The organism is Magnetovibrio sp. (assembly GCF_036568125.1).
Lineage (GTDB): Bacteria > Pseudomonadota > Alphaproteobacteria > Rhodospirillales > Magnetovibrionaceae > Magnetovibrio.
The window spans coordinates 173988-186782 of record NZ_DATCTF010000004.1; the positions used below are offsets into that span (position 1 = coordinate 173988).

General features: G+C 61.1%; 10 protein-coding genes. 6 read left to right on the forward strand and 4 right to left on the reverse strand.

What is annotated here, in order from left to right; translation table 11 throughout:
• The first annotated feature begins 106 nt into the window (after positions 1-106).
• Together mutS and VIN96_RS01315 are read left to right on the forward strand one after the other, a co-directional pair.
• Complete coding sequence (mutS, locus tag VIN96_RS01310) at positions 107-2770, forward strand: DNA mismatch repair protein MutS (RefSeq protein ID WP_331893610.1); 2664 nt, start codon at positions 107-109, stop codon at positions 2768-2770.
• Positions 2771-2783: 13 nt separating this feature from the next.
• Positions 2784-3272, forward strand: coding sequence for an isoprenylcysteine carboxylmethyltransferase family protein (locus VIN96_RS01315; RefSeq protein WP_331893611.1), 489 nt, complete (start codon positions 2784-2786; stop codon positions 3270-3272).
• On the opposite strand, the gene VIN96_RS01320 is transcribed toward VIN96_RS01315, so the two are convergent.
• Positions 3269-3580: a DUF2834 domain-containing protein gene (locus tag VIN96_RS01320; protein WP_331893612.1), complete on the reverse strand. Its 312-nt coding sequence runs from the start codon at positions 3578-3580 to the stop codon at positions 3269-3271. The two genes, VIN96_RS01315 and VIN96_RS01320, sit on opposite strands and share 4 nt — an antisense overlap.
• A gap of 84 nt (positions 3581-3664) precedes the next feature.
• Here VIN96_RS01320 and VIN96_RS01325 point away from each other — a divergent pair, with 84 nt between their 5' ends.
• Positions 3665-4249, forward strand: a complete 585-nt coding sequence (locus VIN96_RS01325) for a TetR/AcrR family transcriptional regulator (RefSeq protein WP_331893613.1) — start codon at positions 3665-3667, stop codon at positions 4247-4249.
• Here VIN96_RS01325 and VIN96_RS01330 read toward each other — a convergent pair.
• Positions 4246-4899: a glutathione S-transferase gene (locus tag VIN96_RS01330; RefSeq protein ID WP_331893614.1), complete on the reverse strand. Its 654-nt coding sequence runs from the start codon at positions 4897-4899 to the stop codon at positions 4246-4248. The two genes, VIN96_RS01325 and VIN96_RS01330, sit on opposite strands and share 4 nt — an antisense overlap.
• Positions 4900-6423 (reverse strand): hypothetical protein, encoded by a 1524-nt coding sequence (locus VIN96_RS01335; RefSeq protein WP_331893615.1) that lies wholly within the window; start codon positions 6421-6423, stop codon positions 4900-4902. It lies immediately after the preceding gene.
• 168 nt (positions 6424-6591) lie between these two features.
• Here VIN96_RS01335 and VIN96_RS01340 point away from each other — a divergent pair, with 168 nt between their 5' ends.
• Positions 6592-9360 carry a [protein-PII] uridylyltransferase gene (locus tag VIN96_RS01340; protein WP_331893616.1) on the forward strand — a complete coding sequence of 923 codons (2769 nt, stop codon included), beginning with the start codon at positions 6592-6594 and terminating at the stop codon, positions 9358-9360.
• 130 nt (positions 9361-9490) lie between these two features.
• Positions 9491-9880, forward strand: coding sequence for a response regulator (locus tag VIN96_RS01345; protein WP_331893617.1), 390 nt, complete (start codon positions 9491-9493; stop codon positions 9878-9880).
• 4 nt (positions 9881-9884) lie between these two features.
• Here VIN96_RS01345 and VIN96_RS01350 read toward each other — a convergent pair whose 3' ends face one another.
• Complete coding sequence (locus tag VIN96_RS01350; RefSeq protein WP_331893618.1) at positions 9885-11000, reverse strand: NAD(P)/FAD-dependent oxidoreductase; 1116 nt, start codon at positions 10998-11000, stop codon at positions 9885-9887.
• Between the two features lie 136 nt (positions 11001-11136).
• On the opposite strand from VIN96_RS01350, the gene murJ reads away from it, so the two are divergent.
• Positions 11137-12753 (forward strand): murein biosynthesis integral membrane protein MurJ, encoded by a 1617-nt coding sequence (murJ, locus tag VIN96_RS01355; RefSeq protein ID WP_331893619.1) that lies wholly within the window; start codon positions 11137-11139, stop codon positions 12751-12753.
• The last annotated feature ends 42 nt before the right edge of the window (positions 12754-12795 follow it).

Here is a 12795-nt window from a genome sequence, read left to right on the forward strand (position 1 = left end):
TTGGACGAAATTCCATTGTATTCAAAGCAGGATCGCATGTTGATTTCGCGGCCCCGGGCTGTTTATGGTGAGGACCCCTTTAACGCCGATTTGTCAAAAAGCCAAGATGAGCCCTGAACCCGCCGCCGAGATGCAACAAGTCACCCCCATGATGGCGCAATTTCTGGCCATCAAGGCGGATCATCCCGACGCCTTGCTGTTTTATCGCATGGGCGATTTTTACGAGCTGTTCTTCGACGACGCCGAAAAGGCGTCGCGCGCGCTCGACATCACCCTGACCAAGCGCGGCAAGCACAACGGCGACGACATCCCCATGTGCGGCGTGCCGGTGCACAGCCACGAGCAATATCTGTCGCGCCTGATCCGCAAGGGCTTTCGCGTCGCGGTGTGCGAGCAGACCGAAGACCCGGCCGAAGCCAAGAAGCGCGGCGCGAAATCGGTGGTGCGCCGCGACGTGGTGCGGGTCGTCACCCCCGGCACCATCACCGAAGATTCCCTGCTCGACGCGCGCGCCAACAATTATCTGGCGTGCATCGCCGAAGCCCAGGGCGCGTTGGGGCTGGCGTGGATCGACGTTTCGACCGGGCAGTTTTTCGCCCAAGCCTCGGCGCCCGAACAATTGGGCGCGCAGCTCGCCCGTCTCAAACCCGGCGAATTGCTGCACCCCGACAGCTTGATGAACCGCGACGCCTATCGTTTCGTGTTGGACGATTGGCGCGATGCGTTGACCCCGCAACCGGCCGCGCGGTTCGACAGCACCAACGGCGCGAAACGCCTCGAAACATTGTTCGGGGTCAAGACCTTGGAATCGTTTGGCGGGTTCAGCCGCGCCGAAGTGGCGGCGGCGGGCGCGTTGCTCGATTACATCGAATTGACGCAAAAGGGCAAACTGCCACGGCTGTCGCCGCCGGTGCGCATCGCGTCGGGCGGGGTGATGGAAATCGACGCCGCCACCCGGCGAAATTTGGAACTGTCCGAAACCCTCACCGGTACGCGCAAGGGCTCGCTGCTGGCGGTGATCGATCGCACCGTCACGGGCGCCGGCGCACGCCTGCTGGCCGGACGATTGGCCGCGCCGTTGACCGATGTCGCGGCGATCGAAGGGCGCTTTTGCGATGTGCAGTTTTGCGTCGATGAAAGCCGCGTGCGCGAAGACGTGCGCGCTTTACTGACGCGGTGTCCCGATTTGGAACGCGCCCTGACGCGCATCACGTTGGGCCGCGGGGGCCCACGCGATTTGGCTTCGGTGCAGGGCGGTTTGGCGCTTTCCGCCGACGTGCGCGACGCGTTTGCGGGCAAGCCGATTTCCAAGGGTTTGGAGCAGAGCTTAGAGAATCTCGGCGCGCATGGCGAACTGGTGGGCGAACTGGGCGCGGCGTTGGGCGACGATCTGCCGTTGCTGGCGCGCGACGGCGGTTTTGTGCGCCCTGGCTATCGCCCCGACCTGGACGAGCTGCGCATGATGCGCGACGAAAGCCGCCGCCTGATCGCCGGTCTGCAAGGCAACTATCAGTCCGATACCGGCATCGCCACCTTGAAGGTCAAGCACAACAACGTGCTGGGTTATTTCATCGAGGTTCCGGCCAAACAAGGCGACAAGCTGATGGGTGCGGACGGGCCGTACATCCATCGCCAGACCATGGCCAACGCGGTGCGCTTTTCCACCGTCGAGCTGAACGAACTGGAAAGCAAGATCGCGCGCGCCGCCGACGGCGCGGTGGCGTTGGAGCTGGAAGTCTTCGAGCAACTTGCGGCGCGGATCCGTGCGCATGGGGAAGCCATCGCGCTGTGCGCGTGCGCGCTGGCGGAACTGGACGTGGCGACCGGCTTGGCGGAATTGGCGGTGGAACGCCGCCTGACCCGCCCGCAGGTGGACGACAGTGTCGATTTCGAGATTGTTCAAGGCCGCCACCCGGTGGTCGAAGCCGCCTTGGAAGCGGGCGGTGGGGACAAGTTCGTCGCCAACGATTGCGCCCAAGACGATGCCTCGGGCCGCCTGTGGCTGCTGACCGGTCCCAACATGGCCGGTAAATCGACGTTCTTGCGGCAAAACGCGCTGATCGCGGTGTTGGCGCAGATGGGGTCGTTCGTACCGGCAGCGCGCGCGCGCATCGGTGTGGTGGACCGGCTGTTTTCACGCGTCGGCGCGGCCGACGATTTGGCGCGCGGGCGTTCGACGTTCATGGTCGAAATGGTCGAAACGGCGGCGATCCTCAACCAAGCGGGCGAACGCGCATTGGTGATCTTGGACGAAATCGGGCGCGGCACCTCGACCTTCGACGGCTTGTCGATCGCCTGGGCGGTGATCGAACACCTGCACGAGGTCAACAAGTGCAGGTCCTTGTTCGCCACCCACTACCATGAGCTCACCGCGCTGCAGGCCAAGCTTGCGGGGCTCAGCTGTCACGCCATGAAGGTCAAGGAATGGCAAGGCGACGTGGTGTTTTTGCACGAGGTCGGACCCGGCGCGGCGGATCGCTCTTACGGTATTCACGTCGGCCAACTGGCAGGCCTGCCGCCTGCCGTGATCAAGCGCGCCGAACAGATCTTGAAGTCCCTGGAAGAAGGCGAGCAATCGTCCACGGTGACCAAGCTTGCCGATGACTTGCCGTTGTTTTCCCATGCGCCCGCCAACCCAAGTCCGGCTGCCGGGCCGCGCAAATCGTCGGAGGTCGAAGAGGCGGTGAAGGCCGTGCTGCCTGACGAGATGACCCCGCGCGAGGCGCTCGATTTCTTATATAGATTGAAAGCTATGGATACCGGCGGATAAGGATAATCGCACGGTGACGGATCGACTGGGAGCCTACCAACGTATTTTCGGCACCGGGCCGCGTGGACTGGCGCTGAGCCTCGCGACGTTGGCGGCGACTTGGGCGGTGACGCATTTCATCAATGCCGCCCCGATCCACGGCTACGACGGCTTCGGCCTGGGTGCGCTGTTGGTTTCCATCGCCGTGACCGCTGCGGGGGTGGCGTGGAGTTTGAAGTCGTTGCCGCTCAGTAGCCGCGGGCGCGAGCTGATCACCAGCGGTGCGTTCCGCCATGTGCGCCATCCGCTGTATGCATCGTTTTTGCTGAGCTTCGATTTCGGCCTGGCGCTGTATCTCGATCACTGGATCTACATGCTGTGGGCGCTGGCGCAATTTCCGCTGTGGCACGCCAACGTGGCGGGCGAAGAACGCCTGATGCACGAAACGTTCGGCAAAGCGTATGTCGTTTACGCCGCGCGCACCGGGCGGTTCGTGCCCAAATGGCGCGCTTCGCGGGCTTAACGCGACGGCGTCTCGCGCCAGCGGTAATACAGATACAACGGCAGGCCCGCCGACACCCCGATCAACAACGTCGCCGCAACGACCGCGCCCAGCCCGCGCCCGCCGTGACGGTGGGCGAAGACGGCGGCGCTGATCAGCGCGATGGCGGCGACGATTACGTCCAGGGCGAAAAACGCGGCGATGCGGTTGGCGAACATCTCGTGCACGAACAACAAGGCGTTCGCACCATGATCCAAGAACCAAGGCGCAAAGGCGGCGTAAGGGACGATCACGCCGACACCGAACAAGACGAGCAGCCATACGCGCATGGCGGCCTCCTCAAATAATGTAACACATGCTACATGTAACATATGTTACGATATCTATCAACGTGTATCGCATGAGGGAATCCGATGGTGAAAACGATACCCCAGGCCAAGCGTTTGACCACCAAGGACCGCTTGCTGCAGGGCGCGACAGCGTGGTTGATGCGCAACGGCGCGGATGACTTTTCGTTGCGCAACGTGGCCAAGGATTTAAACACCTCGGCGCGTATGCTGGTCTATCACTTCGGTTCGAAAAACGGGCTGCTGACGGCGGTGCTGCAAGGCATCGCGGCGATGTGGATGAGCGAGGTGCGGGTCCTGGAAAGCACGGCGCTGGTCGAACAGCTGCGCCGCCTGTGGACGCAAAAACTGACCACCGACGCGGCGCAAAACCTGCATGTGGTGACGATCCAGTTGTGGGCCAGCGGCTTGGCGTCGCGCGACCCGCTTTTTGCGCCGTTTTTGCACACGCTGTCGAAAGGGTGGATCGACGCCTTCACGCCGCATTTCGAGGCCCGTGGCCTCAGCCGAGAGCAAGCCGTGGCCCGCGCGATGCTGGCTGTCGCGGCGATCGAAGGCTTGTTGCTGCACCGGGTCACGGACCAAGGTCTGCCCGCCGACGCGGCGTTCGAATTGCTGATGGGCGTGCTCGACGATTGGACGCAGGCTTAAGTGCCGGGGGTGATGATGATTTCGGTGTCGCCGGGCCGCCAAGGATCGAATTTGGCCATCACGCCGACAAATAAATCGCTTGCTATGAAATTGTTGAGCCAACGGTGTACGTGCGGATACGGCGCGGCGAAAAACCAATCCCAATCGGCCAGGGCGAATTGACGCACAAACGGCGCGATGGCGATGTCGGCAAGAGACCGACGGGCGCCGAACAGATACGCTGTTGCGCTCAATCTGTCTTCCAACTGCTGAATGAATTGGATTCCCGCCGTTCGGTGGGCGAGCGGATCGCCCCCGTCATAGCGGCTGGCGTATTTGTAACGATCCAGATGGGTTTTGAAGTCCGTGTCGCACCGCGCGATCAGCGCGTTCGTTTGATCTGCAGGCGCATCCAGCCAGCCGTGAGGGTCGTTGCGCGCCAGCGCCCACCGCATGACATCGAGGCTTTCGTCGATCACCCGGCCGTCGCTCAACACCAGCACCGGCACGGTGCCCTTGGCGGAAAGCGCGAGCATCTGCGGCGGTTTATCGCGCAGAACCACTTCGCGCAAAACGTACGCCTGGCCGCTTGCGAACAGCGCCATGCGCGCCCGCATAGCGTAAGGGCAACGGCGAAAACTATAGAGGATGGGTAAAGACGCGGTGCTCATTCAGGTTTCGTCCCGTACCCGGTCCTTGGGGTGCTGGGCCTCGATCTGGGGATAGGCTTTGCGCAGGGCGGCGAAGTCGGGGTAGGCGGCAAGATCGCTGAACAATTGGATCGCGCCGTGCAACGATGGCCCGCGCCGCGCCCCCATGGCGACGCGCAAGGTGTTGAACTTGACCCCGCGCACGAACCCCATTTCGAAACGATGGCCGCGAAAGCCGAAGCTGCTACCCGATCGCAACGTCAGCTTGCGCTGCTTGGCTTCGTGTTCGAGGACCGTGCGCAAGAACGCCCGCGCGCTGGCACCGTCGGGGTGGTAGCGTAAAACGACGAACGGCGCTTCGGCCCACGCTCGGTCCTTGGCCGCGCCGAGACACGGATGGCTGACGCGCCCGAGCACGCTGCTGTCGGGTTTGATCCGCGCCGCCAAGGTTTCGGCGAACAGACGGTTGTTGGCGAATACCGCGCGGGCATGGTCGTGCAGCGACGTGGCATCGAGGAACGGCGGCGCACTCAACGCCGCGTATTCGTCTTGTGACAGGCTCGCGCCAAACGTGGTGCGTGCCGTCGTCAAGGCGCTGGCGAACGTATCCAGGCGTTCGATGGTGGCGGGCGTGTCGACCATCCACACATCCACAAGTCCGACGTTGGAAAACTCCAAGCCTTCTTGATCGAGCTTCAGGCCCGAACGGATCGATGCAATCAACACCGGCGGATCGTTGGCGAGTTCCACACACAGCCGTTCGACGGGAAACACGTCGGCGGATAATGAGCTGTCGATGACGATGGCGCATGGACGCTTGGCACGGCGCTGCTTCCACGTGGCGATAAAAGCGTCGAGATCGAAAACCTCCAACCCAGTGTCGGCGGCGACGGGCTCGATCAGCACCACATCCACCGCCCCGCGCATCACGGCCGTGCAAAGCGCGGGTTGTCGCGCGTGCTTGCGGCCGTGAAAGCTGTCGTTGCACAACAATTCAAGCGCACGGGCAATTTCGAAATATCCACCAAACCAATGCAGCGAATAGGGAAGCTTCGGCGCGCGCGGCCACATCTTGGGCGATTGGACGCGCAACACTTGCAAGATCGTGGTGATGGCGGACATGCCGTTGGCGAACAGCATCGAACGACCGGCCCAGCCCGACGGCGGCGGATGCAGCGCGGCGAGGCGGCGTTCGAGTTCCCTGGGTTTGAGCCAGCGATCATAGGGGTAATGCACGCGGGTGCCGTCCGCCAGATATTTGGCCTGTGCGTGGGGCGGCGACATCATGTAGCGATCGGAACCCGCTGGCGCGCCCGCGTGAACTTCATTCAACCATCGACGGCGAAGGTCCAAAGATAGGTTTTCCAGCATCTGCTCGCCGTCGAGGGATTCAAGCTTCGGGTTGGTCACAAGCGTTTCGGCGCGCGCCAACCAGTCGACCAAGGACACAGGGGGCTTGGCGGATGGGCCGCTAAGCGCCGTCGCCATGCGCTGGGCGATGGCGATGAGGTGTTGGCATTCCGCTGTGCAAGGAGAAGCGTGCATGGAAAATCGAAATACTTTCGAAAAGAATCACCAGTCGCCATTAGAGCGAAAACCAAACCGCGATACAAGAAAGGCAAGATTTCACGCTCGTTTGCGCGCGGCAAATCTTATATACATCGTGGGTCAAGCCGGGCAGGTTGGGGAACCACAACGGCAGTTGGAAGCAATATGCGTTTGAAGATCAAAAATCCGCGCGGCGTGATCTGCCGAAAAACCTTCATGGCGGAGCTCTGTAGCGTCGCCCACGGCGGCGACGTCAAAAAGCCCAAAACCCGCAGCGCGGTTCTCAAACTGTTCAAGGACGCATTGGAAAGTGGCCGCACGGAAATTCGGCGGCGCTTCGAGAGCGGTGGGGCCACCGGCGCGCGGACCCTGCGCGAAGGGGCGTTCTTGCTCGATCAATTGATCCGCACTCTGCACGAATTCACCATCACGCACGTCTATGCCATGAGGGACGAAGACATGTCCCTGATCGCCACCGGCGGCTACGGGCGGGCGGAAATTTCGCCGCATTCCGATTTGGACCTGATGTTCTTGCTGCCCAAAAAAGCCCATCCATCCACCACTGACGCGGTGGAATGGATGCTCTACATGTTGTGGGACTTGGGCCTTAAGGTCGGCCATGCCACCCGCACCGTGGAGGAAGCTGTGCGTCTGGCTAAAACCGACATCACCATTTCCACCAGCTTGCTGGAAGCGCGTTGGATCAGCGGCGATCACGAGCTGTTCACGTTGTTTGAAGCACGGTTCGAAAAAGACGTCATCCAGGGCAGCGAGGCGGAATTCGTCAAAGCCAAGCTGGAAGAACGTGACGAACGTCACGAACGCATGGGCGATTCGCGCTATGTGTTGGAACCCAACATCAAGGACGGCAAAGGCGGGCTGCGCGATTTACAGACGTTGTTTTGGATTGCCAAGTTTCTCTATCGGGTCGACGACATCACCGGACTGGTGGAAAAAGGCGTACTGAACAAAGCCGACGCGCGGCGCTTCAACACCGCGCAAAAGTTTCTGTGGACGGTGCGCTGCCATCTGCATTATCTCGCCGATCGACCCGACGAAACCATCAGCTTCAATGTGCAAAACGACCTCGCCAAGCGCATGGGTTATACCGCCCGCGCCGGCGTCAGCGCGGTCGAAAGGTTCATGAAGCATTATTTCCTCGTCGCCAAGGACGTCGGCGATTTGACCCGCGTGATCTGCGCGGTGCTGGAACATCAACACACCAAACGGTCGCTGATCTCGTTGCCGTCGTTCAATTTCCGCAAACGTAAAATGCCCGGCTTCAAGGTCGACGGCGGGCGCTTGACGGTCGAGCACGACAAGGTCTTCAAGCAAGACCCGGTGAATTTGCTGCGGCTTTTCGCGGAAGCCGAAAAATACGACCTGGATATCCACCCCCAAGCCCTGCGACTGGTGCAGCGCGACCTCAAATGCATCAACGCGAAGGTGCGCAAAGACCCACAGGCCAACGAGCTGTTTCTCGACATGTTGACGTCGCCCAAGGGACCCAAGCGGGCATTGGTGCGGCTCAACGAATCGGGGGTATTCGGGCGCTTCATGCCCGATTTCGGCCGCGTGGTGGCGCAGATGCAATACGACATGTATCACGTCTACACGGTCGACGAGCACACCATCCGTGCCATCGACATTCTCAGCGAGATTGAGCGCGGCTTGCTGGCCGAGGACCATCCGTTGAGCAGCGAAGTGATCAAGGACGTGCAGTCGCGCCGGGTGCTGTACGTGGCGGTTCTGTTGCACGACATCGCCAAAGGCCGGGGCGGCGACCATTCGGTGATCGGTGCGGAAGTCGCCAAGAAACTCTGTCCGCAATTCGGTCTCAACGATTGGGAAACGGAAACGGTGGCGTGGCTGGTGCTGCACCATCTGGATATGAACCGCAACGCCTACAAACGCGACCTCGACGACCCCAAAACCATCAAGGATTTTGTCGAGCTGGTGCAATCACCGGAACGCCTGCGCCTGTTGTTGATCTTGACCGTTGCCGATACCCGCGCGGTCGGCCCCAATGTGTGGAACGGCTGGAAGGCCTCTTTGCTGCGCGAGCTCTATTACAGCGCCCAGGAACTGATGACCGGTGGCTTGCCGACCCAACGCCGCGAGGCGCGCGCCGACCGGGTGCGCAAAAAACTTATCGACAAGCTGGCACATTGGCCGTCCGAAGACGTGGATTGGTATCTTGCCCAAGGTCACGCCAACTATTTTCTGTCTTATGGTGCAGACGATTTGGCGCACCATGCCGAGATCGTGCGCAATGCGCACAATTCGGAAACCAAGCTGTATCTGGAAACCCGTGCAGTGGAACGCATCGACGTGACCGAAGTGCTGATCCATACGCTCGATCATCCGGGGCTGTTCGCCTCCATCGCCGGGGCGATGTCGTTGTCGGGCGCGAACATCGTCGATGCGAAAATCACCACCTTCGGCAACGGCATGGCGCTGGATACGTTCTGGGTGCAAAACGTCGAGGGTCACGCGTTCACCGGTGCAGATAAGCTCAAGCGCCTGAAACAGCGCATCGAAGACGCGCTGACCGGCCGTTTGCGGCCCGAACGGGAACTGGCGGCGGAACGCAGCCGCCAATTGCCGTCACGCACCCGGGTGTTCGAAGTGCCGCCACGGGTGCTGGTCAACAACGAGGCCTCAACATCGGCGACGGTGATCGAAGTCAACGGTCGCAACCGTCAGGGCTTCTTGCACGACGTCACCCGCGCGCTCACGGATTTTGGATTGCAGATCACTTCCGCGCATATTTCGACCTACGGCGAACGCGTGGTCGACGTGTTTTACGTCCGCGACGTGTTTGGACTGAAGATCGATTCCGAAACCAAGATCAAGGGCCTGCGAAAAGTATTGCTGAAAGCCATCGGCACGTCGCGGGGCGACCCGATTCAGGAAGACGACGTGGGGGGCTGAACCAATGGCGTGGCTCTCTCTTTAAACCTACAGGCGTATGGCTTACATTGCTTGCAGGGCCTCGTTGTGATGGCGCTTGGTCCAGTGTGCACCCTTTTCGGGCGGTGCGCTCCTCAAGTGGGGAAAGCTCGTGAAAAGCAAAACAATACTTTGTGTTGATGACGATAAACTGCTCCTGGGTTTGGTTCGGGTGGTGGTTGAAGACCTCGGCGCACGCTTTATCGGGGCGGAAGATGGCGAGGCCTGCTTGACAGTAATGCAAAACCTGGAACCGGATTTGCTGATATTGGATGTTCAGATGGAGGGCATGTCCGGTGTGGACTTGCTTGAACGCATCCGCCAAGCGCATCCGCGCCTAAAGTCCAAGGTGATCTTTCTCACCGCGCAAAAAAGCCTGAAGACAATCGAAAAAACCACCGAGCTCGGCAGCACCACCTACATCCTCAAACCCATCGACCCCCACAGGCTGCATGCACGCATTCGCGAGGTCCTAAGTCCCACCGTGAATTCCGACGGTTGAATGCTCAGCGGCCTTGCGCATCCAGCATGTCGACGACATATGCGCCAATTGCCAGAGATGCGGTCAGACCCGGCGATTCGATGCCGAACAGGTTGACCAATCCCTTGATCCCATGGACTGCGGGACCGTCGATGCGGAAATCCTCCGCCGGGGTGCCGGGAGCTTGTAGTTTAGGTCGGATGCCACAATAAGACGGGCTCAGCGCACCGTCCTTGAGACCGGGCCAATAGCGCCGGATTTGCGCGTAAAACGAATCGCCGCGACTGGGATCGACATCGTAGTCGATGCTCTCGACCCACTCCGCATCGGGGCCGAAGCGCCCTTGCCCGCCCAGGTCGCGGGTGTAATGACAGCCCAGCGACGCAGTGCCGGGCACCGGGTAGACCAGTTGCGTGAACGGCGCCTTGCCGGTTAGGGAAAAGTAATTGCCTTTGCACAAATATCGCGGAGGGATGTGAGCCTTGGCGAAACCGTTCAAGTGATGTGCGACGCCTTGGGCGTTCAGGCCGGCGGAATTGATGACGGTGTTGCAGAGCACTTCCATGGGCTCGAGTCCGCCGATGCGCAGGACGATGCCGCTGGCGTGGATTTCACCGTCGATCAGCGGACTTTCCAACGCGATCCATCCGCCCGCGGCCTCAATCTCGCCTTGCAGGCTGAGCATGTAGCCGTGGCTGTCCAAAATGCCGGTGGTCGGCGACGACAGCGCGGCCAGGCAGCTCAGCTCCGGCTCCAACGTCATGGCGTCCTTGCCGTCCAACCAATCCAGCTCGGTGCAACCGTTGGCGGCGGCCTTATCGACCACGCCGCGCAAAACGCCGATTTCATCTTCGGTGGTGGCGACCACGAGTTTTCCGCAGCGCTGGTGGTCGACGCCGTGGCGTTCCAGGTAGTCATAGAGCAAGCCTTTGCCGCGCACGCACAACGTACCCTTGAGGCTGCCTTGGGGGTAATAAATACCCGCGTGGATGACTTCGGAATTGCGCGAGCTGGTACCGGTGCCGATGGCGCTTTCGGATTCGATCACGATCACCTCGCGGCCGCTCATCGCCAGGGTTCGAGCGATCGCCAAACCAACCACGCCCGCGCCGATCACCACGCAATCCAATTTTTCCGTCATTGCTCGTTTCACTCCATTCAGATATGCGGCGCAGTTTGCGCCTTTTTTTCGACATGGCAAGTGCCTACACACGCCTAAATCGGGGGTAAAGTTCAGCATCCGTTAAGCCCTGACGGGTATGGTATGTGGCTGTTGAATGGGGAAGACCGTTTTGTTGATACGCGCCATCGCTACCGTGGGGTCCATGACCCTGATCTCTCGTTTGCTCGGCTTTGTGCGCGATGTCGCCGTGGCGTGGGCTTTGGGCGCGGGGTGGATGGCGGATGTGTTCTTCGTCGCCTTCAAGCTGCCCAACCTGTTTCGCCGTCTGTTCGCCGAAGGGGCGTTCAACCTCGCGTTCGTGCCGATTTTTGCCGGTAAGCTGGAAACCGAAGCCGATGAAAACGGTCCCCACGGCGCGCGTACCTTCGCCGCCCAAGCGCAAAGCGGCTTACTTGCAGTGTTGTTGTTGTTCACCATCGCCATCGAATTGGCGATGCCGTGGGTGGTGGCCTTGATCGCGCCGGGCTTCGTCGACGAGCCGGAAAAATACGGTCTCGCCATCGATCTGGTGCGCATCACTTTTCCCTATCTGATCTTCATCTCGATGGTGTCGTTGTTGGGCGGTATTCTCAATTCACTAGGAAAATTCTGGGCCGCCGCGGCGACGCCGATTTTGCTCAACATCACCTTGATCACGGCGGTGTTCGGTCTGACGCCGTTGATGGAGACACCGGCCCACGCACTCAGTTGGGGCGTTGCCATTGCCGGTGTGGTGCAGTTGGCGTGGATGATGTGGCACGTTCGGCATGCAGGCTGGATGCCCAAGCTGGTGCGCCCGCATATGTCCGACGACGTCAAACGCCTGCTCAAGCGCATTGCCCCGGTGGCGGTGGGCGCGGGCATCTATCAAATCAGCTTGTTGATCGACACGGTGATCGCATCGCTGCTGGTGTCGGGGTCGATCTCGTATCTGTTTTATGCCGATCGCTTGGTACAGCTGCCGCTGGGCGTGGTCGGCGTTGCGGTGGGCACCGCGCTGCTGCCGTTGCTCAGCCGTCAAATCAAGGCCGGCGACGAGACGGCGGCGCTCGACAGTCAAAACCGCGCGGTGGAATTCGCGCTACTTCTAACGTTGCCCGCGGCGGCGGCGTTGTTCGTGATCCCCGACACCATCGTTTCTGCGTTGTTCGAACGTGGCGAATTTTCCGCCGAGGCCACCACCAAGACCGCCCTGGCGTTGATGGTGTTCGCCTGCGGCCTGCCCGCTTATGTGTTAGTCAAGGCCTTGGCGCCGGGCTATTTCGCGCGCGAAGACATGTCCACCCCGATCAAGATCGGGGCGTTGTGCGTGGGCGTCAACGTGGTCGTGGCGTTGAGCCTGATGGGTCCGCTGCAACACGTTGGCTTGGCGGCGGCGACGGTGATCAGCCAATGGCTCAATGCCGGATTGCTGGCGTTTTTCCTGGTGCGTCGCGACGAGTTTCACTTCGACGGCCGGTTGATGTGTCGGCTGTGGCGCATGGTCAGTGCGGTCGCGATCATGGCCGCCGTGGTGATGGCGCTCGATTGGCTGTTGGTGGTTGAACTGGCGGGCTGGTTGGGCGGCGGCGGCACGGAAAAGGCCTTGAGCCTCGCTGCGATCGTGTTCGGCGGCATGGCGGTCTACGTGATCGCGGCCCACGTGCTGGGCGCGGCGTCGCTGGGCGACGTCAAGGGCTGGATGCGCCGCCAGCCTAAGCAAGGCCCCAAGCAGAGCCCCAAGCAATCTTGACCTGCTAAGGCGGGCGGTTCATAACCCTCACAGTCAATCAAC

Bases quoted from the DNA above. Each gene is read 5' to 3' on its own strand.
- mutS (WP_331893610.1), top strand. From the start codon at position 107: ATGAGCCCTGAACCCGCCGCCGAGATGCAACAAGTCACCCCCATGATG.
- VIN96_RS01320 (WP_331893612.1), bottom strand. From the start codon at position 3,580: ATGCGCGTATGGCTGCTCGTCTTGTTCGGTGTCGGCGTGATCGTCCCT.
- VIN96_RS01325 (WP_331893613.1), top strand. From the start codon at position 3,665: ATGGTGAAAACGATACCCCAGGCCAAGCGTTTGACCACCAAGGACCGC.
- VIN96_RS01340 (WP_331893616.1), top strand. From the start codon at position 6,592: ATGCGTTTGAAGATCAAAAATCCGCGCGGCGTGATCTGCCGAAAAACC.
- VIN96_RS01335 (WP_331893615.1), bottom strand. From the start codon at position 6,423: ATGCACGCTTCTCCTTGCACAGCGGAATGCCAACACCTCATCGCCATC.
- VIN96_RS01350 (WP_331893618.1), bottom strand. From the start codon at position 11,000: ATGACGGAAAAATTGGATTGCGTGGTGATCGGCGCGGGCGTGGTTGGT.
- VIN96_RS01330 (WP_331893614.1), bottom strand. From the start codon at position 4,899: ATGAGCACCGCGTCTTTACCCATCCTCTATAGTTTTCGCCGTTGCCCT.
- murJ (WP_331893619.1), top strand. From the start codon at position 11,137: ATGGGGAAGACCGTTTTGTTGATACGCGCCATCGCTACCGTGGGGTCC.